General features: G+C 56.8%; 23 protein-coding genes and 2 pseudogenes. 5 read left to right on the top strand and 20 right to left on the bottom strand.

Features of this window, described 5'->3' with window-relative positions:
- Window positions 1–234: 234 nt before the first annotated feature.
- Entirely contained in the window at window positions 235–786 is a 552-nt protein-coding gene (locus PACILC2_RS02140; protein ID WP_213527160.1) for a hypothetical protein, read from the top strand.
- On the opposite strand, the gene PACILC2_RS02135 is transcribed toward PACILC2_RS02140, so the two are convergent.
- From PACILC2_RS02135 to PACILC2_RS02040, 19 genes and pseudogenes are all read right to left on the bottom strand, one after another.
- Window positions 765–1,595 (bottom strand): AraC family transcriptional regulator, encoded by an 831-nt coding sequence (locus PACILC2_RS02135; protein ID WP_213527158.1) that lies wholly within the window; start codon window positions 1,593–1,595, stop codon window positions 765–767. The genes PACILC2_RS02140 and PACILC2_RS02135 overlap by 22 nt on opposite strands.
- Before the next feature lie 24 nt (window positions 1,596–1,619).
- Window positions 1,620–2,447, bottom strand: a complete 828-nt coding sequence (locus PACILC2_RS02130) for a carbohydrate ABC transporter permease (RefSeq protein WP_062490991.1) — start codon at window positions 2,445–2,447, stop codon at window positions 1,620–1,622.
- 13 nt (window positions 2,448–2,460) lie between these two features.
- Window positions 2,461–3,324, bottom strand: a complete 864-nt coding sequence (locus PACILC2_RS02125; RefSeq protein WP_213527156.1) for a carbohydrate ABC transporter permease — start codon at window positions 3,322–3,324, stop codon at window positions 2,461–2,463.
- An 18-nt stretch (window positions 3,325–3,342) separates the two neighbouring features.
- Entirely contained in the window at window positions 3,343–4,677 is a 1,335-nt protein-coding gene (locus PACILC2_RS02120; RefSeq protein WP_213527154.1) for an ABC transporter substrate-binding protein, read from the bottom strand.
- A 64-nt stretch (window positions 4,678–4,741) separates the two neighbouring features.
- On the bottom strand, window positions 4,742–5,191 hold the full coding sequence (locus tag PACILC2_RS27765; RefSeq protein WP_372447020.1) for a carbohydrate kinase family protein: 450 nt from the start codon (window positions 5,189–5,191) through the stop codon (window positions 4,742–4,744).
- Window positions 5,192–5,208: 17 nt separating this feature from the next.
- Window positions 5,209–5,655 (bottom strand): carbohydrate kinase family protein, encoded by a 447-nt coding sequence (locus tag PACILC2_RS27760; protein WP_213527152.1) that lies wholly within the window; start codon window positions 5,653–5,655, stop codon window positions 5,209–5,211.
- A gap of 106 nt (window positions 5,656–5,761) precedes the next feature.
- Window positions 5,762–7,051 (bottom strand): family 4 glycosyl hydrolase, encoded by a 1,290-nt coding sequence (locus PACILC2_RS02105; RefSeq protein WP_213527150.1) that lies wholly within the window; start codon window positions 7,049–7,051, stop codon window positions 5,762–5,764.
- 312 nt (window positions 7,052–7,363) lie between these two features.
- The gene (locus PACILC2_RS02100; protein WP_213527148.1) at window positions 7,364–8,029 is read right to left on the bottom strand and encodes a hypothetical protein; all 666 of its coding nucleotides are present in this window, start codon (window positions 8,027–8,029) and stop codon (window positions 7,364–7,366) included.
- Window positions 8,011–8,316: a hypothetical protein gene (locus PACILC2_RS02095; protein ID WP_213527166.1), complete on the bottom strand. Its 306-nt coding sequence runs from the start codon at window positions 8,314–8,316 to the stop codon at window positions 8,011–8,013. The genes PACILC2_RS02100 and PACILC2_RS02095 overlap by 19 nt, the downstream gene beginning before the upstream one ends.
- 501 nt (window positions 8,317–8,817) lie before the next feature.
- On the bottom strand, window positions 8,818–9,360 hold the full coding sequence (locus tag PACILC2_RS02085; RefSeq protein ID WP_213527144.1) for an RNA polymerase sigma factor: 543 nt from the start codon (window positions 9,358–9,360) through the stop codon (window positions 8,818–8,820).
- Window positions 9,361–9,423: 63 nt separating this feature from the next.
- Window positions 9,424–9,735: a hypothetical protein gene (locus PACILC2_RS02080; RefSeq protein WP_213527142.1), complete on the bottom strand. Its 312-nt coding sequence runs from the start codon at window positions 9,733–9,735 to the stop codon at window positions 9,424–9,426.
- A 38-nt stretch (window positions 9,736–9,773) separates the two neighbouring features.
- Window positions 9,774–10,259, bottom strand: a complete 486-nt coding sequence (locus PACILC2_RS02075) for a hypothetical protein (RefSeq protein WP_213527140.1) — start codon at window positions 10,257–10,259, stop codon at window positions 9,774–9,776.
- A gap of 460 nt (window positions 10,260–10,719) precedes the next feature.
- Window positions 10,720–12,146 (bottom strand): annotated as a pseudogene (locus PACILC2_RS29110) (DUF4091 domain-containing protein).
- A gap of 268 nt (window positions 12,147–12,414) precedes the next feature.
- Window positions 12,415–13,347: a 1-phosphofructokinase family hexose kinase gene (locus tag PACILC2_RS02065; protein ID WP_213527138.1), complete on the bottom strand. Its 933-nt coding sequence runs from the start codon at window positions 13,345–13,347 to the stop codon at window positions 12,415–12,417.
- Window positions 13,348–13,353: 6 nt separating this feature from the next.
- Window positions 13,354–14,220 (bottom strand): class II fructose-1,6-bisphosphate aldolase, encoded by an 867-nt coding sequence (gene fba / locus PACILC2_RS02060; protein WP_062491007.1) that lies wholly within the window; start codon window positions 14,218–14,220, stop codon window positions 13,354–13,356.
- 2 nt (window positions 14,221–14,222) lie between these two features.
- The gene (locus tag PACILC2_RS02055; protein WP_307860296.1) at window positions 14,223–15,251 is read right to left on the bottom strand and encodes an ROK family protein; all 1,029 of its coding nucleotides are present in this window, start codon (window positions 15,249–15,251) and stop codon (window positions 14,223–14,225) included.
- Window positions 15,248–16,306: an SIS domain-containing protein gene (locus PACILC2_RS02050; RefSeq protein ID WP_213527135.1), complete on the bottom strand. Its 1,059-nt coding sequence runs from the start codon at window positions 16,304–16,306 to the stop codon at window positions 15,248–15,250. The genes PACILC2_RS02055 and PACILC2_RS02050 overlap by 4 nt, the downstream gene beginning before the upstream one ends.
- A 175-nt stretch (window positions 16,307–16,481) precedes the next feature.
- Window positions 16,482–17,558: a phosphodiester glycosidase family protein gene (locus PACILC2_RS02045; RefSeq protein WP_213527133.1), complete on the bottom strand. Its 1,077-nt coding sequence runs from the start codon at window positions 17,556–17,558 to the stop codon at window positions 16,482–16,484.
- A 1-nt stretch (window position 17,559) separates the two neighbouring features.
- A complete protein-coding gene (locus PACILC2_RS02040; RefSeq protein WP_244863168.1) occupies window positions 17,560–17,850 on the bottom strand; it encodes a hypothetical protein in 291 nt (96 codons plus the stop codon).
- Window positions 17,851–18,233: 383 nt separating this feature from the next.
- Here PACILC2_RS02040 and PACILC2_RS02035 point away from each other — a divergent pair, with 383 nt between their 5' ends.
- Window positions 18,234–19,562, top strand: a complete 1,329-nt coding sequence (locus tag PACILC2_RS02035) for a 7TM diverse intracellular signaling domain-containing protein (protein ID WP_213527131.1) — start codon at window positions 18,234–18,236, stop codon at window positions 19,560–19,562.
- Between the two features lie 34 nt (window positions 19,563–19,596).
- Window positions 19,597–20,145 (top strand): ATP-binding protein, encoded by a 549-nt coding sequence (locus PACILC2_RS02030; RefSeq protein WP_213527129.1) that lies wholly within the window; start codon window positions 19,597–19,599, stop codon window positions 20,143–20,145.
- A 430-nt stretch (window positions 20,146–20,575) separates the two neighbouring features.
- Here the strand turns inward: PACILC2_RS02030 and PACILC2_RS26190 are convergent, their stop codons facing one another.
- Complete coding sequence (locus PACILC2_RS26190) at window positions 20,576–20,917, bottom strand: hypothetical protein (protein ID WP_244863167.1); 342 nt, start codon at window positions 20,915–20,917, stop codon at window positions 20,576–20,578.
- A 139-nt stretch (window positions 20,918–21,056) separates the two neighbouring features.
- Here PACILC2_RS26190 and PACILC2_RS02025 point away from each other — a divergent pair, with 139 nt between their 5' ends.
- Window positions 21,057–22,052, top strand: a complete 996-nt coding sequence (locus PACILC2_RS02025; RefSeq protein WP_244863166.1) for a HEAT repeat domain-containing protein — start codon at window positions 21,057–21,059, stop codon at window positions 22,050–22,052.
- Window positions 22,053–22,227: 175 nt separating this feature from the next.
- A pseudogene (locus tag PACILC2_RS29710) lies at window positions 22,228–22,434 on the top strand (hypothetical protein); the annotation flags it as partial.
- Window positions 22,435–22,620 lie beyond the last annotated feature (186 nt).

Raw genomic sequence — 22,620 nt, 5'->3', positions numbered from 1 at the left:
CCCGAGGAATGGCTGACCCGCATACAGGACGCGGAACGCGGCGCCTTGCGGGATACGGGGATCGAGTTTGAAGAAAATCGATACGCGCAGTAACCATTGCCGCCGGGCGCCGTGCCCGGGCGTTTTTGTGCGCGGCGGGCCGGCGGCAATTTCGCCCAACAAGTATAGTCAAGTCAGATTCAAACCTGCTTTCCACGAAGAAAGGAGTTGGATTCATGACTGGAAAACGAAAAAATGCCTGCAAGCGCGCTGCTATTGTGGCTGGCCGTCGTCGTCGCATGGCCCGGATTCGGCGGCGCCGCGGCCGCCGCGACGGCAAGGCTGCCCGCTGACCTCGGCGTGCTGTTCATCGGCGCCCATCCGGACGACGAGGCGGGCAACCTGTCCACATTCGGCCAATGGCACGAGTACGAAGGCATCCGCACGGGCGTCATTACGGTGACCAGAGGCGAAGGAGAACCGTCCGTACGACGAGCGGCGGCGGATAGAGCAGGCAGACCGCCGCGATCAATCTGGTGCCTGTCGCGGCCATCGCCAAGGCGGAAGCCGCGCCCCGGATCGACGGAATCGTATCGGATGGGGAGTATCCCGGCCCCGCCCTCGAAATCGGCCGGTTATGAGCCGCGCTGGCAGGACGGGAAGGTGGCGGCGGAAGCCCCCGGAAGATTCGTCGGGACGGATCGGCCGGGGGCTTGGCTGTCAGTATTTTTTCAAGTTATAAAAAATTTTCGGCAATTTGCGGTACCGGTTCGGACTGACGCCGATCATTTTTTGAACATCCAGTGAAAATGGGTGACATTGTTGAAGCCGACCTGGTACGCGATTTGCGTTACCGGTTTGTCCGTATACAGCAGCATTTCCTTGGCATGCCAGATCCGTTTGAAGGAGATGAACTCGATGACCGAAAATCCGGTATTGTGCTTGAACTCCCGGCTTAAATAGGATGGATTGACCCTAAGCTCCGACGACAGCTTGGACAAATTTATATTTTCGCAATAGCATTTGTTAATGTACTCCATCGCATGCTGGACAACGGGCTTCAAATGGATGCCGTTCCAGCTCTCGATTTGATTGTACCGCCTGTTCCGGCCGTACCCCTTCTTCAGCTCGAGCAGCAGCCATTGCAGCAGGGAGCCGATCGTCCGCAGCGAATAGCCCTCCTTGCGCCCGTATTCCTCCATCATCAGGTCAAAGCACCACTGCAGCTTCGGTCGGATGGACGGGTCCACCTTCCATTGATGCGAGAAAGCTTCGGTTCGTTCGTAAAACAGCGCAAGCGGATCGAGCCCGTCGTTCAGCTGGACGATGTTGGCGAGCGCGGGGTCGAACATGATGATCAAAGCTTCGAACGGTTCCTGATTCAGCAGCTGGCTTTTATGCAATTCATGGTTGCCGATGATGAACAGATCGCCGGGCTCGAACAGGTACACTTTATTTTCGATATAATATTTGCCCCGGCCCGATATGACATAAAAAATTTCCAACGGCTCGTGCCATTCGAACGGCATCCGCCATTCGCCCTCGTTGCGGTTGATGAAAATCTGAAAATCCTGGAAGCTTCGAAACGTTTGCAGCGATTCCGGCAATTTCTTCATCGATCGTACACTCCTTACACGATGTCAGCCTTTCAACGCTCCGCTTGTCAAGCCCTGGATCACCTGCTTTTGCAATAAAAGAAAGATGATGATGATCGGAATGACGCTGACCACGATGGCTGCAAACATGGCAGCAAAATCGGCGTTGAACTGCGATTTGAACATGCTGATGCCGACTTGCAGCGTCCGGACCTTCTGATCGCTCGTCAGCAGCAGGGCGTACAAAAATTCGTTCCAGCACAGCAGAAACTGGAAGATCGCGGCAGTGGCCATGCCAGGACGGATGAGCGGAATCAGGATGCGCCCGTAGGTGTAATAAAACCCGGCGCCGTCCATATGGGCCGATTCCATTATTTCCTTCGGCACGGACCGGACAAAACCGTATACAAGCAGCAGCGTGAGCGGCAGTCCCATGGCGGTGTAGGTCGTAATCAGCGCCCATCTCGTATTGAGCAGCTCGAAATGGGAGGCGATCAGATAGTACGGGACCATCAGCGAATTGATGGGAAGAAAAATTCCCGCGGTCATGACGACGTACACCGCCGAAGCCCATTTTCCGCCCCGGCTGACGGCATAAGCGGCCATCGTGGCAAACCATAGGCAGACCGCCACGGACAGCAAGCTTACGAAGACCGAGTTGACAAACAGCTGCCCAAGCTGCCCGGTAACGTAGGCTTTCTCGTAGTTGGCCCAATGCCACCGCTCCGGAAGCGAGAAGGGCGAGCTCATCAATTCGGCGCTGCTCTTGAACGAACCGACGACGATCCACAGAATCGGCAGTATCGTGACACAGAAGAAGAACGCGATAACGGCATAGACGGGAAGCTTCGCGACAGGTCTGCTCCACTTCATGACAGCACCTCCTTTAAACATCTTTTTCGCGGAACAGGAGGCGTACGAGCAACACCATCACCGCTCCTATGGCGATCAGCATGACGGCCAGCGTATTGGCGTAGCCGTATTGATACGCGTTCATTTTGTTGTAGATGTGTAAAGAAAGAACCATCGTCTGATTGACGGGGCCGCCGTTCGTTAACAGGAAGGGCGCCTCGAAATTTTTGAGCGTGTCGGTCAGCGCAAGCAATACGGCAATGGAGACGGCGGGTTTCAGCAATGGAAGCGTAATGTGCCATTCCTGCTTCAAGCCGGTCGCCCCGTCGATTTGGGCCGATTCGTAGAGCGCCGGATCGATGGTCGAGATAAAAGACATGAAGATGACCATAAAAAAGCCGATGTAAAAAATCCATTGGCCGATGAGCGCGGGAAAAGCGGTGTGCATCTCGCCGAGCCAATTGCGCTGCCAGGCGCCGAGTCCGACCGAACGGAGCAGCTCGTTCAGCAATCCGAATTCGCCGTTGTAGATAAATTGCCACAGCATCGCGAGCGCCAGCGTTGAAATCAGATTGGGAATGAAAAAGACCGTTCTGAAAAATTTCCAGCCCGCGATTTTGCGCGACAGAATCATCGCAACGACGATCGCCATCGGGATATGCAGAAAAACGGCGGCGGCGCCCCATGCAAGCGTATTCAAGAGCGATTTGTGAAAGACGCCGTCCCCGAGCAGTCTGCGGTAATTATCCAATCCGACAAATTCCATCGGCGTGATCGAATCCCATTTCATAACGCTGGTATAAACCAGAAAGCCGACCGGGTATATAAAATACACGGCGAAGACGGCCATGGCGGGAATTAAAAACAGCGCAACGCCCAACCGGTGATGATTTTTCATCTCTTCATCCCTCGATTGTCATTCCGAGTTTGCCTTCTTCAGCATGTCCACAAACTGTTCCGGGGTGTATTCGCCCAGCACGAGACCGGAAAGTGCGGCCGGAAATTCGATTTTGACCGCGGAGCTGGTCATCCCCTCGAAATAATCGAACGTTTGCGGAGCCTCGTTAAGTTTCTTCAAAATCTCTTGGGAAATCGGATCGATCGGATCGCCATCCTCGATACTGTAATTGGTCGATTCGAAAATTTCGCCGCTTTCCAAAAAGATTTGCTTGGCGTTGCCCGGATGGGTGAAAAATTCGATAAACTTGGCGGCGTATTCCGCCCGTTTCTCGTCCTCCTGCTTCTTGGCGGCCATCGTCCAGCCGACGCCCGAGATGAGCGCGCCCTGCTTCCCTTTGCCGTTCTGCGCTGCGGGTGAAGTGCCGACGCCCATTTTGGCCGCCAAAGCTTCGCCGCCTTTTTCCATGAATTCTGATATCATCCACGGTCCGTTCACGATCATGGCCGCTTTCTCATTCAGATAGTGGCTGGCGTACTGCTGATAGGTCGCGCCGATGGCGTCTTTCGGGGCATAGGCGAACAATTGCCGGAGAAGTTCCGCTGCCTGCACGTAGGCCGGGTCGTCCAGCCCGTTTCTCATCACGTCCGGACCTCCGATGCTGGACACGATATAGGAGTACAAGAGCATCGCCGACCATGCGTTTTCGCCCGTACCCATCGCAAAAGCATATACGCCGTTTTGTTTAAGCGCTTCCGCCGCTTCGATCATGTCGTCCCAGGTTTGCGGAAACGTATCGATTCCCGCCGCTTCGAACAGCGATTTATTGTAAAAAATCGGGGTAATCATCTGGTCGAGCGGAATCGCCAACAATTGATCGTCGAACCGGCCGATGGAGAGTACGTCTTCGTTCATGTTTTGCGCCCAGCTGTCGTTCATGTACGGCTTCAGATCGAGCAGCTTGCCCGAGCTGTAGTAACGCTGCGATTCGACAGGGTTATAGTAGAACGTGAAAATATCCGGAAGACTGTCGGTCGCCAAATTCGTTTTCATTTTGTCTTGATAAATGTCGTCGTCGGGTATGGAGTCGATCCTGACTTTCGCTTTTCCTTCATGCTGCGCATTGAAATCGTCGACGATTTTCTGGACGACGCCCGCTTTGCCGTCTTCTCCGACCCAGTGCGTGGAGAAGACAAGCTCGACGGGTCTACCCGCCGCTTCGCCGCCGCCCGTCTCGCTCCTGCCTGACGATTCACCGGAGACGCAGCCTTGCAGAACGAGCGATACAGCACATACGACAGCGAGCAGCAACAATGATCTTTTTTTCGATTTCACTTTCATGTTCACTTTCATGGTAATCCCCCTTTACTTGTTTTCTTGAATTTACTTGCAATGAATAAATGATCTTTCGCATCCATCACAAGCCGTTTAACGCTTTCAACAGTTGCTCCCGCGACGGAGCGCCGGTATAGCCTCCCACCGCTTCCACGCTTTTGCTGCCGCAGTAGTTGGCGATCCGCAAGCAATCTGCCATATGCCGGCCCTGCAGCCAGCCGTACAGAAAACCGGCCGCGAAGCAGTCGCCGGCTCCGGTGGAATCGACGACGTCCGCTTGCGGCGCTTCCGCCGCATACCGTTTGCCGTCGGATTGGCCGATCGCTCCGCGCTCGCCGAGCTTGATGACGGTAACGGGACACAGCGCCGCAAGCTCCGCCAGCGCTTCCTCCGGATCGTGCTTGCCGGTAATCCGCTGCGCTTCTTTCAGGTTGGGCATGAAAATATCGGCAAGGCCGATCATCGCTTTCAATTCCGCGGATTGCAGCCATTCCTCATCCCAGGACGTATCGAGACTGACCGTTTTGTTCAGCCGTTTGGCCGTCGCAATCAGTTCCGCATATTCCTTCCGGGCGGAAAATGGTACAGCCTCGCTTCCGAACTGCTGACGACTTGGTGAAGATGACGCAGATGTCTTGAGAGATGACGGTCGTCGGCATAGGATACAAAAGCCCGGTCCTCCCGATTGTTCAGGACGACGGTAATTTGCGGGTAGGGCTCGTCATACCTGTGGACATACCGGAGATCGATGCCCTCTTCTTTCATTTTGGAAACGATAATATCTCCCCACAGATCGTCGCCTATTTCGGCGGCAAGACCGACGTTGAGCCCCAAGCGGGAAGCCGCGGCCGCGGAATTCATCATTCCCCCGACCGTCACTTCCAATTGCTTGGCCCAAATTTCTTCGCCAAGCTTCGGCATGGAAGGAAGACCGGTAAAAATAATGTCGCAGCAGGACGAACCGATGAAGATGACATCTTGTTTATAGTTAGACATGCGATACTCCTTTTTCCCGAACTTCGACAAGTACGGTTGATGCCGCTGCACATAATCGTCCACGATTTTTGGGCAAGCGAGTAGGAAGCGACAAGCGGGTGGACCGTCAGCGCCCATACCGCATCCTCGTACGAACCGTTACGGCGGCGGAAACCGTGTACCTTTCATACTGTTTTACGCTCTGGATCAAGCCTTTCACGCTATCGGGGAGAGCTCCTGCGGCAAGCGGCACCGGGCCGTTGGCGTCCAGCATGCAGGGCACCTCCACGACATCGTCGTCGCGCAAGTCCGCGATCGTCCCCCGGTTCGGCACATTGAGAATAAGACAAGTTTTCTTGTTGTTGCAGATCGCCGACATGATGGACAGCGCCAGTCCGGCGTATCCTTCATTCTCCAATGAAGCTTGCGAGGTATCCAGCGGTTTATGCTGCATGCTGCCGGCATTTCCGGCTTTCCCGGTTTCGGCGGACATATAGCTGTTTTGCCGTTTCTGCATCGTATCGGCGTACAACGCGATGGCGGCTTCGATGTCGCCTTCCTGCAGCTTCTCCTTCAATTGCACGAGCAGGTTCCGGTTCCATTCCGCGATCTGCTCTCCCCGCGTATGCGGGCTGCTCAAAATATGATTGACCGCCTGTTCGCGGTAATAGTAGTAGTACAAATATTCGTTCGGCAGCATCCGCAGTTGCCTGATCAGTTCGGGAGAGAAGCAGGCCATGTGCGGACACGAGCGGGCGAACCGGTCGTAGTGATCGATAATATACGGCAGACGGTCGATCCCGCGCACCGTAACGCGGTTCACCCATCCGAGATGATTCAATCCGAAATAATGCAAATGGATATCGTCGGCCGGCTCGTTCAAAAATTTGGCAATGTCGAGCTTGAGCGCGGAAGGGGCGTCGCATATGCCGATCAGGTTGAGCCGGGTATGCTTGCTCAGCGCTTCGGTGATCAGTCCGGCCGGGTTCGTAAAGTTGACGACCCAGGCGTTCGGCGATTCCCGTTCGATGATGCGGGAATACTCCAGCATGACCGGAATCGTGCGCAGCGCCATCGAGAACCCGCCGGGACCGGTCGTCTCTTGACCCAGAACGCCGTGGCGCAGCGCGACTCTTTCGTCGATCGCCCGGCTTTCCTCGCCGCCGACCCGAATCGCCGTGTAGATGAAATCCGCACCTTCGACCGCTTTCGCAATATCGGTTGTCGTTTCGACCCGGAAAGGGGATCCGTGCTGCCGGACCAGGTGTTTCACGATAGCGCCGATCGTGTCGATTTTATGAGGGTCGATGTCGTGAATGACCAACTCCCGGATCGGAATTTCGTGATGCCTCCGGACCAGGCTGTCGATCATGCTTGGGGTTCTGACGCCGGCGCCCCCGATTAAAGCCAGCTTCATAGGTCAGCCTCCTTTTCGTTGTTTACACTTTCTAGTTTAGAGACCGAACCGTTTTTGAGCTAATGATCATTTGTTATAAAATTTAGATATTTTTACTTTAGTTTTGTTAGCAGCTTGGCAATGTCGACATGATTCGAGGCATTCGCGGCTTGCCGGGCCGCGGGATGGGCCAGTGGGGTGGCAGAGCGCATCGCTGGCAGCGTGGAGGTCAGGGGTTCGCTCCCCCTTGGCTCCACCAAATGCGAATGATAAAAAGACCGTCCGTCCGGACGGTCTCTTTTATCGCGCCGCGCATGGCTGTGTGCCCGCATGTCACGGTTCTTCAGGGACTTTGATCACAATGTTTTGATTTATGGCAACCGGATCCTCGAAACGGTAGACGCGAAGCGTATATTTCTCTTGTTCCGGAGCCATCATCATGACTTGATGCACCCCCGGAACCTGTCCGCCTTCCGCGTTGATTTTCGGAAGAGCCCGTCCATACGCCTGCCCCGAATACACTTTATATTTCTTCTGATAAAGTTGAAGCAATTCGGGATCACTGTTCACTTTTTCCTGGTACCGCTCGTATTCCATTTTCCAAGGCGGGGGCTCCTCCGCGGAACCGGCGATTTCCACATCCAAATAAAGATGGCCGCTTTCATATCGCGCCCCGATGACGGATATCGTCCTGTCCCGGAACTGCAAGGTTACGGGGAAGCTTTCCGGATTATTCAGGGAAATGTCAAATTCCAGCGAGTCATTGACATCCGTGATCCACACTTTCTCCAGATGCAGCGTGATCTCTTCCCCGGGCTTGAAAAAGGCCGACGGATGGAATGTGAGGTCGTTTTTCAGGCTCAGATCGTTTGAAGAATAAATTTCTCCGTCGCTGCCAAGAATATACGGATTATCCTCTGAACCCGGATGCTGAATATCAACCTCAAAACCCTCCGGAACGAGTTTCTGAAACTCGAGCTTCATCTCCGTGGGCGACACCGTGAGCTGCTCCAGCCTGATCTTCGCTTTTCCATCGCCACTTCCTTATCCAATCGTATCCGTTTTGATTCCAAAAACGAGGAGGCATGGAACGGTACGACGATATCCGTGAAGTGTTGTTGCCGTTCGTTCACGGACGACGGTGACTGAAACACCTCGAAGGTCAAAGTATCCGGATTTGTCCGCAGAAAATCCCGCACTTCCTTTGCATTCAAACGTTGTACAACTTGCATGACTTGTAACGGATTCCCCTGCTCGTCTTTGATGGTGGTGATGTTTTGGCGCATGCCCGCCTTCTTGAAATTTCCGGATACGAACAGGAATGCTTTTTTTGCTCTTCTGCACCCGATACGGATGCATAAAATTGCAGCTTCTCTTCCTCGAGATAAATATTTTCCAACGTGATGGATATGCCATCTTTCTCGACGGTTACAGAAGGAATCGGGCGATAGTCATGCGATGTTGCGCCTTCGATGCCACGGTGTTCGACAAACAAACGTTTCCATTCCTCGGGTACCTTTGCACTCAACCACTGCCTGGCGTAGGAAGACAGCGTCGGTGATAACAGGAAGACGGACAAGATTATAATCACGGAGGCCGCGGAAACTGCAGCCCTTATCAACCATATTCTTTTTTTCGCTGACGATTGGCAGCGGCCAGAATCGCCGATCGAATCCGGGCTTCCAATTCCGGCGGGCGCCGGTTAATTGGGTGTCACCCCTGTTTATCATTTTTGGAAATATGAATCCAGTTCCTCATTTTCCATACGATTATTTTGATCCGTCATCCTATTTCACCTCCAACTTGACGCGCAAGTGACGCAATGTGGCATATACTTTCGACTTCACCGTACCGAGCGGCAGTTCCGTCGCCTCGGCGATTTCCTCAAACGAGTACCCCAAGTAATATTTCATTTTTACGAGCAGCCTTTCCATGGCGGGCAATCGTGCGAGCGTATGCTCCAGATCCATGACCTCATCATGGAAGGAAACCGGCAAGGCCGTATGGTACAATGAATTCGCGTTCTTGATCGCGTTCTTCTGTTTCCGGAGTTGGATCTTGCACTCGTTGATCACAATCCGAATGAACCAGGTGGAGAAAAACTTCGGTTCTTTCAATTTCTTCAAATGCAGCATGGCCTTGACCACCGCATCGCTGACGGCATCCATGCTGTTGGATTCGTTCTGCAAATAGGAAAATGCAATATGATAAGCTTTGTCCTTGAGCTTCAGAACAACCGCCTGATAGCTTTCGTAATCGCCTTTTTGCGCTCTTCTGATCAGTTCCTCGTCGCTCATGGGCGTTTCTGTCGCCCGATTGTCTTCTTTCATCTGCATCACCTGAACCTGTGGCTGCGATCCATCGCTGTATGAAGAATAAACATCATTTTTTTCCTAATCTTCGGCATCTACAACCTTTACCCTTTTAGGCAGCGACAGTTTAAAAGTGTTGGTCGGAAAATTGGAGGGGAAATCGATCTTGGTAACGGTTGTTTCCCAATCATAATATTGATCCTGATGTTTTTGCTTTAGTAAAAGTCCCGTTTTTTTGTCCACCCAAATTTCCATATCGGGATAAGTAACGGTGCGTGTCCCGCCGCCAGCTGATTTTATCTTGACTGTCTTGCCTTCACCTTTGAAATGATAAACGGTTCTTGATAACATATTCTCTTCTCCGACCAGCGTAAGATCTGTCGTAACCTGCATATTCCTGATCACGTGTTTGGCGTCGATCGGACTCGATTTTACCGGAGAAGGATAGGCAATGGCTTGTTTTTCGCCTGCGGTATAGTGAATGGTTTTTTTCCATCGCTGACCACATAGTAGGTTTTTCCGGCACTTTTTGCTTCTTCCCGATACTGGCCTTTCGCTGTGTTATCCCATGTTTTCACGACGGTTTCTTCCGTTTGCGGGTCTGTTTTCTTTTGCGGATCTGCTTTTTCTTGAGAAACGGATTTCATTTTGCCGATCGTTTTTCTTTCGTAATAGACGGGAACGAATTTCGTCTTCATGATGCTTTCAATGGCTTTGTCCACGGCTGCCGTTTTTCCGGCAGTTGCCGCAGCCGACGCCGACAGGCCGCCCATTGACAATGCAAGCATGGACAGCAGAACATACATGATCATCTTTTTCGGTTCATTGATCCCCAATCCTTTCCATATTCCTGATTTTTTCACATCAATTAGATGCTTGACGCCGGCGTTTGGCTTTTCGTAACAAAAAAATCCCAAAAAAATACCCCGTAATCATCCGAATTATTACGGGGCAACACGCTAACTGTAGCGTGTTTTTTTGCATTTGGTGGAGCGCACGCGATAAACCGAGTTCATTCGGGCCGGGCCCCGTACGTCCTCTTACCTTCGTCGCGATAATTGCTCGGTGCCTTTTTCCTTGTAACGTTTTGCCAAGGATGACTTCAGACTGCCCATCGGCGTAAACATTCCATCGCCAGATCGACGAGCAAACCAGCCTCTTTCTCGTCAAGACCGCCGAAGATGCCCCGCTTGGTCCCGCCCCCAAATGTCTAGGACCCTGCAGGTGTACAATTGGCTGCGGAGCGAGTGTGGAGCGAGGGAATAAAGCCCCTCAGGTGCGCAATTGGCCGCGGGGCAGAGGAAAGCCCCGAAGGCGAGTGCCCCCGGGGCTTTCCTTTATACCGTGCCGGCACCGCGTCGGCCGGTGCCGGCACGGCTAAGCGCGCTGCGCCGCTTCGGCCGCCGCGCGGTTGATTTGCTCCCGTTTCGCGAGCAGCCAGGCCGCATCACGCGGATAGCGGCTGAACGTAATCGGCTCGTCCAGCCCTTCCTCGAGCAGACGCAGCGTCTCGCCGCGTCCGACGGCGGCCTCCAGCGCTTCCAGCGCGCGCAAGTCCTGAAGCGCCTCGTACAGCACCTCGAGGCGAATCGATTCGATCGGCCCTTCCGGTCCCGGGTAGACGAGGAAGGCGTCGCCGGAAGGGAACGCGTAATAGGCGTCGGTGACACGGAACGGGTCGATCGGAAAACGGGAATATTGCGAATAATAGAAATTATAGCCCCAATGCAAAAACCCGGCGATGCGGAATTTGTACAGCTGGAAGCCGAGAATCCGGTTCCGCGCCGACGGCATCGAGAAGAAGCGGTTGGACACGTCCTTGTACTGCGAGCAGCAGTAGTAGGTCCACAGGTCGGGCACGCCGGCTTCCAGGAACGGCTCGATATGATTGTTCGCCGGCACCGGATGCTGAACGAGTCCGTTGTCGTAGAAGCTCCGGTCCGACAACGCGTCCATCGTCGGCAGGCCGCCAAGCCGCTCCTTCGTCCATTCGCTGACGCTTCTGTACATTTCGAGATGCACACCTGACGGTTCGTCCGACAGATGGAACAGACAGCGCTCCTGAAGCCCGCGCTCCCGGACGAGCGGCAGCAGCTCGGACAAAACGCTTCCAGAAATGCGCGATATTCCGGACCGGCCGCGTCGGTCTCCCATCCGAATATCCGCTTCTCCTCGCCATTCTCCACGGCCACAATTTTCGGCGCATGACGGGCTCCCCATTGGGTATACAGATGCGAAAACTCAATGACCTTAAAACCGATTCGCTCCGCAAGATCGAGCCACCGGTTCAGCTTGTCGAACCCGAAACGGTACCGCCCGTTCTCGCGCCATACGTCCACGAGCTGCACCGTCGGCCGCTCGCCTCCGACATCCGTATCGAGCGGAGGGGTGAACAGCGGGGTGTAGATCGTATTGATGCCGTGGCCGGCCGCCGTCTTCATGAACGACTCGATCAGCGACCAATGCCGCTCCGAAAAGACGTCGACGCCGTAATAGGTGGCGATGCAGTCCGTATGAAACCATTCCGTATGCAGCAGCCGCTGTTCCGGCAGCCATGCGGGCAGCACGTCGAGCGTGAACGTCTCGGCGGCGGCCGTCGTTCCGTTCTCGGCGATGAAGCGGATTTCGATCGGATACTCGCCCGGTTCGTCGCGTCCGTCAAGCTCGACCGTCACCCAGACGGAGCGCCATTGGCCCGGAGGAGCAATCCAGCCTTCCTTCGGCTCGGGCGGCAGCAGCGGGTCCGGGTAAAGTCCCGGTTTCGCACGCACGACATTGTCGTCGTGGTCGGGATATACGGGCATCTCCGACGGGACGAGGCCAACCGCGCGCAGCGATATGGGCGCCTGAAGTGCCGCGGCGGCTTCGACCTTCATTCTCTTCAGCAAAAGGCCGCTGCGGTAAGCGACCTGGAACGAGAATGTTTCGTTGCGAAAAGCGGACGCTTGGCGGAAAGGGGATGCCGCCAGCTCTTCATCGGGAAAAACTTTCTCGAGCGAACTGATCACGCGCGTTTCCAATGCAATGGTCATATGCCCATTACCCCCTGATCTGAGATTCGTTCCAGCTTCTTCAGGCGAGCCGCTCGATCGCGGCGAGCGGCAGCAGCCGTTCCACATCCTCGCGGCGAACGTGGCCGGCGGAAGGGGAAAGCGCGTTCGCGGCAGCGGCCGCCGTCGCCAGCCGCAGTCCGTCCACGAGCCGCATCCCCCGTGCGCTCGCGAGCGCAAGCCCCGCGGTGAACGCATCGCCGCTGCCTACCGGATTGACCGCGTCGATGCGCGGAGGGCGGATGCGGTACAGCTCGCCGCAGACGGCGGCGAGCGCTCCGTCCGCGCCGAGCGTGACGACGATGCGGACGCCGAAGCGCTCCGCTCCGCGCAGCAGCGATGCGACGAGCGCTTCCTCGTCTTTCAGCGGCCCCTCGCCGTACAATTGTTCCCATTCTTCGGCGTTCGGCTTGATCCAGTCGGGCTTCGCCCGCAGTCCTTCGGCGAGAGCGGCGCCGCTGGTATCCAGGAATACGGCCGCTCCGGCCTGCCGCGCCGCTTCGGTCAGACGGGCGTACGTATCGGCCGGGAGGCCGGCCGGCAGGCTGCCGGAGAACACGACGATGCGCGAGCGTCCGGCGAGCCGCCCGATGAGCGACACAAGCTCGCCGAACCGTTCCATCGGGAAGACCGGCCCCGGCTCGAGCAGTTCTGTCGATCGTCCGTCGTCGTCCAGCACATTGAGGCAAATGCGCGACTCGCCTTCGATCGTCATCAATTCGTGCGGAATTCCTTGCGCGGTCAGGCTTGCCGCGATAAATTGGCCGTTGTAGCCGCCCACGACGCCGGCCGCCACGACGTCTCCGCCGAGCTGGCAGATGACGCGCGCCGCATTGATCCCTTTTCCGCCGGGGACGGCCGTAACACGGCGAACGCGCTGCACGCGGCCGGTTCGCAGCGCGTCGAGGGCGTACGTCTTGTCGATCGCGGCGTTAAGCGTTACGGTCGTAATCATCGCCGATCACCGAAAATCGCGGGCCCGGCCCGCCGCGCCGGTCAGGCGCATCTTGGCGGCCGCCGCCTGCTTCAGCGCCTGCTTGGCCGGGACCATATATTTGCGCGGATCGTTCTCCTCCGGATGCTCCGCGAATACGCGCTTGATGGCGTCGGAGAACAGAATGCGCAGTTCGGTAGCGACATTCATTTTGGCCATGCCGAGGCTGACGCAGCGCTTCACCTGCTCTTCCGGAATGCCCGATCCGCCGTGCAGCACGAGCGGCACCGGCACCCGCTCGGCGATTTTGGCGATACGTTCGAAATCGATGCGCGGTTCACCCTTGTATATGCCGTGCGCCGTGCCGATGGCCGGCGCCAGCGTGTCGACGCCGGTGCGCTCCAGGAAGAGGGCGCATTCGTCGGGATCGGCGAGCAGCGCCTCATGTTCGGCGACGACGATATCGTCTTCGACGCCGCCGACTTTGCCGAGCTCCGCTTCCACATTGACGCCCGCGGCATGGGCGATTTCCGTCACCTTTGCGGTTTGGCGGACGTTCTCTTCGAACGGATGCATCGAGGCGTCGATCATGACGGACGTATAGCCGGCTCGGATGCAGCGAACGATCAGCGAGAAGTCGGTGCAGTGGTCGAGGTGGAGGGCGATCGGCACGCGGCTGCGGTCGGCGGCTACGGTGGCCGCCGCAGCAACGTATTCCGGCCCGAGATGTTTGACCGTGCCGACCGTCGTCTGGATAATAAGGGGTGATTCGGTTTCCTCCGCCGCCTCCGCAACGGCTTGCAGCATTTCCAACGTATGCACGTTAAAAGCGACGACGGCATATCCGTTGCGCCTTGCCTCGTTCAGCATCGCTGTCGATGAAACCAAAGGCATCGTTACATTCCTCCCGATTGTTGCGATTTCATGAGCTGCTTGCTTGCCATCAGAGCGCTGCCGATCAGTCCCGCATGTTCGCCCAGGAAGGCGGTGCGGATCGTCAGACGCTCCCAATACCCGCGGTAGACGGATTGCTGTAGCCGTCTTCGCGCCGGAGCGAGCAGCCGCTCTCCCGCCTGGGCGACGCCGCCGCCGACGATGACGATGTCGGGGCTGAACAGCGTGACCGCGTAGGCAAGCGCCAGGCCGAGATAATCGCCGGTCCGTTCGAAGATCCGGATTGCCAGCGCGTCTCCGGCGTCGTAGGCTGCGGCGACATCGGCCGCGGTCGGCTTCGCGCCGTTCTCCGGGCTGAATCGTTCGCTCAATATGCTGCTTTCGCCCGCCTGCAGCGCATCCGCCGCCTGGCGGGCGATGCCGGTGGCCGAGACGATCCGTTCGGCGCAGCCGGTCAGTCCGCACGGGCAGGCGTAATCGATGCCCGGCAGCGGGATGTGGCCCAGCTCGCCGGCCATCTGCGCGCCGCCGTAATAAAGCCGGCCTTCGTTCACGACGGCCGCGGCGAGCCCGGTCCCGACCGTCACGCCGAGCACATGTCCGAAGCCTTCGCCCGCTCCGCGCATCGCTTCGCCGTAAATATACATGCGGACATCGTTGTCGATAAAGACGGGAAGACCGGTGCGGCGCGCCATTTCCGCGCCGAGCGGGACGTTATGCCATCCGAGGTTGCCCGCGAACACCGACAAGCCCGCCTCGGGATCGACAAAACCGGGAATGCCGATGCCGACCGCTTCCACCCGGTGCGATCCCGCGGCGGCGCGCATTTCGTTGATTACCGTTTCAATCCGGTTCAGCACATGCGCGGGACCCCGGTCCGCCTCCGTCGCGCAGCGGGTCGTGCGGATCGGCTCGCACCGTTCGTTCAGCAGGCCGCCGACGATGTTCGTACCGCCTACATCCAATCCGATATAACGGCTCAGGGTGGCCACCTCCAATTCCGAAATAGGGGCAAGACGATTTTCGGTCAAATTTTGACGACTTGGGTCAGGTTGCGCGGCGAATCCGGATCGATGCCTTTCGACAGCGCGGTATAGTACCCCAAATATTGCAGCGGCGGCAGGTTCAGCACCGCCCGCGCTTCATCGGTCGAATCGGGGCAGCCCGTCACGAAAACGGCGTCTGCGAACGCGGTGTCCGCACCTTCGCGGGCCGTCAGCAAGACGACGGTCGCGCCGTATTGTTTCATCTCTTCGGCGACTTTCAACTCGTAGGACCGGGCGCTCTCGGAGACGAGCACGCAGACGAGCGCTCCGGGCTCCACGACCGATTTCGGACCGTGGCGGAATTCGAGCGTGCCGAAGCTTTCCGACCAGACGACAGCCATCTCTTTCACCTTCAGCATCGCTTCCTGGGACAACCCGTAATAGGCGCCCATGCCGAGGAACAGGTAGCGGCTGAACGGTCCCTGGCCGGCAAGCCGCTGCGCGAAACGATCGGCGCGCTCCACATTGTCCCGGCTCGCCTTCGCCGTCGCCGCAAGCTCTTGCTCCATATCGGCCAATGCGGCCGCTTTGGCGATGGCGGCTTGCATCATATAGGTCATGCTGCTGAACGATTTCGTCATGACCGTGCTTCGTTCCTTGCCGAGCGGCGATACGAGGCATGGCACCATCCGGGCCATCGAGCTGTCCTCGTGGCACGTAATGCCGCACCGCGTCCAACCGGCCAAATCTTTCACCGATTCGAGCGCGAGCAGCACCTCGGTCGATTCTCCGGAGCGGGATACGCCGACGAGCAAATAACGGCGGCCTTCCACCGCGTTCTGGCGGCGGAACAGATAAATTTCGGAAGAAGGCAGCGCGGTTGCCGGACGGTTCAGCCACAGCCTGGCGGTCGCCGCCATTGTCATCGATTGGTAATAAGAGGAACCGGAGCCGATAAAAATGATTTCGTCGTAATCGGAAGAGGCCAAATAACGGTCGATCCAATCGGATTGTACGGCGCACTGCTGCAGCGCGGCGGCCAGCGCTTCCGGCTGGCCGGTAATTTCGGGATACGTCAAGCGTCCAAGCGTCTCGGTCAAGGAAAGCCCTCCTTACGGTATGTTCTTGACCCTGATTATACCTCTTCCCTGCAACTTTTTGAATCTTTTTTTGAGACAAAAATTTATAAATTGAATTTTTTGATCATAATTGTACGCGCGGAACGCCTTTTATCGCAAAAAAACAGCGGCCCACATCGGGCCGCCTTCCGGCATGTCAAGCGAAAAACAGAAAATGCGTCGGCAGCTTGCGCAGCTGGCCGTCGGAGGGCCGGTTGACGACCCGGCCGTTGAATACGAGCGAGGAGGAGCCGCCGCCGTCCAGATTATAGGCGTCGACCGCTCCGAACCGTTTCAGCAAAATTTGCATCTCCCTGAGCGTAGCCCCCGAGCGGCCGTCCTCGCTGTAGCCGTCCGCAACGAGGAACAGCAGCTGGCCGTCCTTGTAATTGGCGATGACGGTGCGCGGCGCGCGCTTCGGGCTCGTCTGCCATTTCGGCGGAATCGCCAGCGCCGAGCCGTTCTTCATCAGCATAGGCACGAACGAAGCGCCGAAGCGAAGGTTGAGCTTGTCCAGCTGCTCCTTGCGGAAAAACTTGCCGCCGACCAGTTGCATCTCTTCGTTCATGCCGACGACAAACAAATCTTTCTCCGACGGATGAAAACCGTTCGCATACTCGCCGTCTACAATCGTCGTGCCGAGCGGATAGCGCACGCCCTTGCGGTCGGCGAAGCCGCCGGCATTGACGCCGGCAACGGCATTGTATCTTTGGGCCGCCGACAACGTCGTTTCCGCGCCGCCGAACCGATCTTCGCCGAGCACCATCGTCATCGCTTCGGGAGATTTCAGCTTGACCTTCAGCGCATAGCTTTGGAAATGATGCGTCTTGAGATAAAACAGCTGCGCGGTAATCTTGTCCGACTGCACCGTCTGCACCGGCGTGCCGAGCTTGCGGGTAATGCGCCGGTCGTAAATGGCCGCAGGCTTGCCGGCCAGGCCGGCGGAGACCCTCACCACTTGTCTCACTTCGGCGTTCGTCTTGTTGTACAGCTCGACCGTTTTTTGCATCGAAGCCGCCGTCTGGCGGGCGATTTCATAAGCCTGCTCGAGTTTCGAGGCGATGCGGTCCGCCTGCCCGGCCGCCATGAAAGGCGGCAGGTCCGGCGGCGCCGGATAGGCGTCGGCCGAGAGCGTGAAGCGGATGTCCGCGGAGGCGATCCAGAGCATGGCGCCGATGAAAGGCGCGCAAGCGAGGAGCACAAAGCGGTTGAGCGATTTAACTGCGAGCCTCATTTCAACACTTCCAGATTTTTTGCAGTTCATTCAATTGTTTTTTGACTTCGTTGATTTCGGTATAGAGCTTGTTGCTGTTGTCCGTCTTGTTCGTCGCATTGTCTTTCGTAAAGGTCAGAAGCTCGTTCAGGGCATTGATCTTGTCTTCAAGCTGAACGAGCTTGTCATCGACCTTCGCTTGCAGCTGCCGGATTCGGGCGTCGTAATCGTCCTGCATCTTGGTGATTTGCGCGGCCGTTTGCCGTTCCAGCTCCGCCACCGTCACCGCGCGCAGATGTTCGGTATACTTCAAGGCGCCGTAAGCGCCGGATCCGATAAGAAGAAGCCATGCGATGAGAAAAACGAGGAAAGACCGGTTCGACTTTTTCGTGACGCTCTCTCATATCTGCCGAGCGTTTCCGCGTGCTCTATTCGGGTATTCATATTCGTTTAACGTTCACCTCGCCTTTGGAAAGGGAACGAACTGCAAAAACGATTCTATTATACTTAGACGGACAAACCGCCGCAAAGTTGCGTTTCAAATATAATCGGAAAAGTTTGAAGGAAGTTTGACGGTTTTGTCGAATATAGGGCCGAAGGTCTTAAAAATTATATAGGAATTCGGAACTGTTTTTCATGTGAAAACGAGTCGAGGTCCTTATTCACGATTACACCATGATGGTTCGAGGTGCTCGAATGAAAACTGTATCCGGAATCGCCGTGTTGCTGCTGCTGGGCCTGCTGCTTCCGTATTCGGGTCTGGCGAAAGCCGAGTCGCAGAATGAACGCTCCTTGCGTGCATTTCGTTATATGTGGGTATACGATGTTAGCGGTAACGCGGGTACGCTCCCGGACAGCGCCGCAGCGGATTGGAAAACCGCGGACGCCGGCCGTCCGATGCCGTTCTCCAAACCGGCTGGCGCATCCGTGGCATGGATCGAGCTGGATATCGGGCGAAACGATTGCAGCAGCCGCACTTGCGGGCTTTACATATCCCGATTGTACGCGCAGAATGTAAGCGTTTATGTCGACGGGCGGATGGAATACGAGACGAGGCGGAATTATCGGTACGACGTGAACGAAATGCTGCTCCCTTTGCGCCTCGAAGGGGAAGGACGGCTCGTTTATTTGCGCCTGGAAACGGCAACCGGCAAGCTGGGCATTCCGGACTTTCCGGTAGTCGGCAATTACCAGCGCATGCTGGTCAGCTACGTGAAGCGGGACTTGTTCGACATCGTGCTGGGGGGCGCTTATCTGTTTATGGGCCTCGCCGTCTTTTTCGTCGCCCTGTTTGCAAGGAGATCCCGGTTCGCCTCCTGGATGTCGCTGTTCGTGATTTTGATATCGACCGGCATTCTCATCCTGACCTGCACGCCGATCATGTACGCGATATGGCACGATTACGGACAGTGGATGGTCCGCATGTCCAACCTTGCGCTCTATATGCTGCTGCCGGCCATCACCATATTTGTCGAAGGAATATTTGGCAAAGGGACGTTTCGGATTGTCGGCAAGCTTCGCGTTTTTCAAATCATCTTCATGGCGTTCTGTACGGCCGGCCTGCTGCTGAATGAGCTGACTTCTTACCGCTTTTCCGACTACTGTTTTTTTCTGTCGGACATCATGCTCGGCGGACTGACGATCGTCCAGTTTGCCATACTGGCCGCTTGTTCAATCGCGCGTTCGCGGCGGGGCAGCAGGGATTCCGTCATTTTGACGGCGGGGCTCGGCATCCTGGCAGTTGCCGTTGCGATCGATCTGGTCCGGTATGCGGCGAACTTCGATGACGAGATGTACGTATGGAAAATCGGGACGGCCGGGTTTGCGTTTTCGCTCGTTGCGATTTTGGGCAGGGGCATCCGGGAGGACCAGATTCGACTGCTACGTTATTCCCGCGAGCTGAAGGTCTATTTCGATCAACTGCAGCAGTCGGACAAAATGGAGATTATCAGCCAGCTTGCGGCGTCCATCGCGCATGAGGTGCGCAATCCGCTGCAGGTGACGCCGGGCTTTTGCAGCTGCTGAGCAAAAAAGCGAAAAGGAGCAGGATAAAAGTTATTTGCTGCTGGCGATGGACGAGCTCGACCGCGCCTCCAAAATCATTACCGATTACTTGACTTTCGCCAAGCCGCAACTGGAAAGCGTGCAGACGCTTCGGGTTTCGGAGGAAATGGCGCAAATTGCCGGGATGCTGGTGCCCCTTGCCAATATGCGGGGCGGGGAAATTACGGTGGACGTGCCGGATCATCTCTATGTGAAAGGAAATCCTTCGAAGTTCAAGCAAGCTTTTGTCAACGTGCTGAAAAACAGCATCGAAGCGTTCGACGGCCAGGGAGAAATCCGCATGTGGGCTTACCAGGACCGGCAAGAGGTCGTCATTCATATACGCGACAACGGCGAAGGGATGGACGAGGAAGTGGTGGCGAAGCTCGGAGAGCCGTATTTTTCGAACAAGGCGAAGGGCACCGGACTCGGCCTGCTTGTGACGATTCGGATCGTTGAAGCCATGAAAGGCAAAATCGAGTTTCACAGCCGGAAAGGCCACGGCACCGAGGTCATCGTGCGCCTGCCGGCGGAACCGCCGGCCGCAGAGCTTGCCGCTCCATAGCTGCGCTTGTCGGTGGGTCCGCCAGATTTGCGGCTTTATAGCTGCGTTTGTCAGTGGGTCCGTCATACTTGCCGGTTCATAGCTGCGTCTGTCGGTGGGACTACCAGACTTGCCGGTTCATAGCTGCGTCTGTCGGTGGGACTACCAGACTTGCCGCTCCATAGCTGCGCTTGCTGGTGGGTCCGCGAGATTTGCGCTTCATAGCTGCGTCTGTCGGTGGAGCTACCAGACTTGCCGCTCCATAGCTGCGCTTATCGGTGGCCCGCCAGATTTGAGGCTTTATAGCTGCGTCTGTCGGTGGGACTACCAGACTTGCCGCTTCATAGCTGCGCTTGCTGGTGGGGCCATGCGGCGGCCGCCCCGGTTCGCGGTTCGCGCCTCCTGCCGAAAAGACTTAATTTTGTATAAATCCTGATGAGAAATATCCATTTCACTTCGGGACGGCAATTTCTACAATGAAGGTGCAGTAAATCTCGATCGACAGGAGGTAGCGCGCATGAACGGTCAGACGCCCGTATTGTTGACAGACGATCAGATGCGCCAGTTTATTACCGAAGGCTTTCTCATTTTGAAAACGGATTTTTCCAAGCAATTTCACCAGGAACTGCTGCAGGAACTGAACGAGGTGTACGAGAAGGAAGGCAACCCCGGCAACAATTTGCTGCCCCGGATTCGGGGACTGCGCAAGGTGTTCGACCATCCGGTCATCCGCGGCGGACTTACGAGCGTTCTCGGTCCCGATTATATGCTGCACACCCATCGTCACGGCCATTACAACAGCTCGCCCCAAGCCGGAGGCTGGCACAAGGACAGCTACTGGGGCTACAGCCGGGTGCGCAACCATCATCCGTGGTGGGCGATGATCATGTATTTCCCGCAGGACACGCCGCCCGAGCTCGGCGACCGGCATTATGCCCGGCACGCAAAACTACGAATCGCGCACGTTCGACAAGGACGACTCGCCGGGCGAGGCGCTAGCCAGCGGAGAAGCCGGAACGTTTGCGCTCATCCATTACGATATATGGCACCGCTCCACGCCCAACGTGCTCGGTCAGCACCGTTACATGTTGAAGTTCGAATTTATGCGGACCGCGGCGCCCGTTGCGCCGAGCTGGGACAACCGGACGCCGGAATGGATCGCGCCCGCTTCCTTCTCCGCGCCGATCGTGCGCCACGATGCGATATGGGAGGATACGTGGCTGTGGCTGCAGGGCAAGATCGGCGGAACGGCCGGGCTCGCCTCGGACAGCAGCGAGCGTCTGGCGGAACTGGAAGCGAAGCTGCAAGATCCGTTTGAGCCCGAACGGCTGAACGCCGCATACGGGTTGGCCCGCAATGGCCGGAACGGCGTCGAGCGGCTGCTGCCGGCGCTCGGTCATGAGCGCGCCGAAGTGTCACGCGCGGCCGCATACGGCTTGTCGGCTGCGGGAGCCGAGGCTGTGCCGGGGCTGATCGCGGCGCTCGACAGCCCTTCGCCGCATACGGTGATGCACGCCGTATTCGCCCTCGGGGAATTGCGCGAGCTGGCGTCCGCGGCGGTTCCCGCCATTATTCGGCTGCTCGACGGCTCATCCGAACCGGTTCGCCGCACGGCGGTGGAGGCGCTCGGGATGATCGGCGAGCCGGCCGGCCAAGCAACGGAAGGGCTGATTCGCTGTCTGAAGGACGCTGACGTGCAGGTTCGTTTCATGGCGGGTCTGTCGCTGGCCAGGCTCGGAAGCAAGGCGTCCGCGGCCGTTCCGCATCTGGTCGCGGCGCTCGAAGACGAGAACCGCTATGTGCGCGGCCATGCGGCCGAGGCGCTCCGCTATATCGGCACGGAAGAAGCCAGGGACGCGCTGATTGACTTCCTGTTCTCGTCGCGCTGGTGCCCGACCACGACGCCGGCCAGCACGTTTTATCCGTAATCCGTTTGCTTCAGGGGCTGTCCCAAAAGGTCTTGAGTGACCTAGGGATCGCCCCTTCTTTATTTATCTTAGGAAAACCAAAGAAACCGTTTGTTGGTCAAATGGAAGTGACGAGCAACCGTATACGAAAAGAGCGGTTTCTTTGTACCTTCAATATATATAGGTTCAACTTTGTTTGCCAAAGAGCTTGGAAGATGATTTTCCTCCGGCTATCTTGTTCGTGTCGTCAACAGGCGGTCAACCGTCTGGACGACAAGATTTTCGACGCGGCTTACCAGCGGCGCCTTGATGCGGACAGTAGTTGTCCGGTGGCGGACAAGACAGCTATCACCCCAAAATGCTCACCAAAGTTATCATCTACGCCTACACCGCTCCTTTATTCGATATTGAGGCGGAAGAGGGAGCACCGCAATTATGTCGCTGTCGGACTATGCCAACGGGTCAGGGGGCCGGTAACAGTCGGGCGCGTTTTGCTTGCGAACCGATGTCGTCTGTGACAGCCCAAGCGGGCTCATTTCAACGGGCCAAGGGGCGGCTGGTAACAGCTAAAGGTGGTGAATACTGCAAA

The organism is Paenibacillus cisolokensis, from assembly GCF_018403665.1.
Classification (GTDB): domain Bacteria; phylum Bacillota; class Bacilli; order Paenibacillales; family Paenibacillaceae; genus Paenibacillus_AH; species Paenibacillus_AH cisolokensis.
Note: the sequence above shows the minus strand (reverse complement) of the source record. Positions and strands in the feature narration are given on the sequence as shown.

Bases quoted from the DNA above. Each gene is read 5' to 3' on its own strand.
- PACILC2_RS02140 (WP_213527160.1), top strand. From the start codon at position 235: ATGCCTGCAAGCGCGCTGCTATTGTGGCTGGCCGTCGTCGTCGCATGG.
- PACILC2_RS02135 (WP_213527158.1), bottom strand. From the start codon at position 1,595: ATGAAGAAATTGCCGGAATCGCTGCAAACGTTTCGAAGCTTCCAGGAT.
- PACILC2_RS02130 (WP_062490991.1), bottom strand. From the start codon at position 2,447: ATGAAGTGGAGCAGACCTGTCGCGAAGCTTCCCGTCTATGCCGTTATC.
- PACILC2_RS02125 (WP_213527156.1), bottom strand. From the start codon at position 3,324: ATGAAAAATCATCACCGGTTGGGCGTTGCGCTGTTTTTAATTCCCGCC.
- PACILC2_RS02120 (WP_213527154.1), bottom strand. From the start codon at position 4,677: ATGAAAGTGAACATGAAAGTGAAATCGAAAAAAAGATCATTGTTGCTG.
- PACILC2_RS27760 (WP_213527152.1), bottom strand. From the start codon at position 5,655: ATGTCTAACTATAAACAAGATGTCATCTTCATCGGTTCGTCCTGCTGC.
- PACILC2_RS02105 (WP_213527150.1), bottom strand. From the start codon at position 7,051: ATGAAGCTGGCTTTAATCGGGGGCGCCGGCGTCAGAACCCCAAGCATG.
- PACILC2_RS02095 (WP_213527166.1), bottom strand. From the start codon at position 8,316: ATGCGCCAAAACATCACCACCATCAAAGACGAGCAGGGGAATCCGTTA.
- PACILC2_RS02085 (WP_213527144.1), bottom strand. From the start codon at position 9,360: ATGAAAGAAGACAATCGGGCGACAGAAACGCCCATGAGCGACGAGGAA.
- PACILC2_RS02080 (WP_213527142.1), bottom strand. From the start codon at position 9,735: ATGCAGGTTACGACAGATCTTACGCTGGTCGGAGAAGAGAATATGTTA.
- PACILC2_RS02065 (WP_213527138.1), bottom strand. From the start codon at position 13,347: ATGATTACGACCGTAACGCTTAACGCCGCGATCGACAAGACGTACGCC.
- fba (WP_062491007.1), bottom strand. From the start codon at position 14,220: ATGCCTTTGGTTTCATCGACAGCGATGCTGAACGAGGCAAGGCGCAAC.
- PACILC2_RS02045 (WP_213527133.1), bottom strand. From the start codon at position 17,558: ATGAGGCTCGCAGTTAAATCGCTCAACCGCTTTGTGCTCCTCGCTTGC.
- PACILC2_RS02035 (WP_213527131.1), top strand. From the start codon at position 18,234: ATGAAAACTGTATCCGGAATCGCCGTGTTGCTGCTGCTGGGCCTGCTG.
- PACILC2_RS26190 (WP_244863167.1), bottom strand. From the start codon at position 20,917: ATGGCCGTGACGATGGGTGTGCAGCATATAATCGGGACCGAGAACGCT.
- PACILC2_RS02025 (WP_244863166.1), top strand. From the start codon at position 21,057: ATGCCCGGCACGCAAAACTACGAATCGCGCACGTTCGACAAGGACGAC.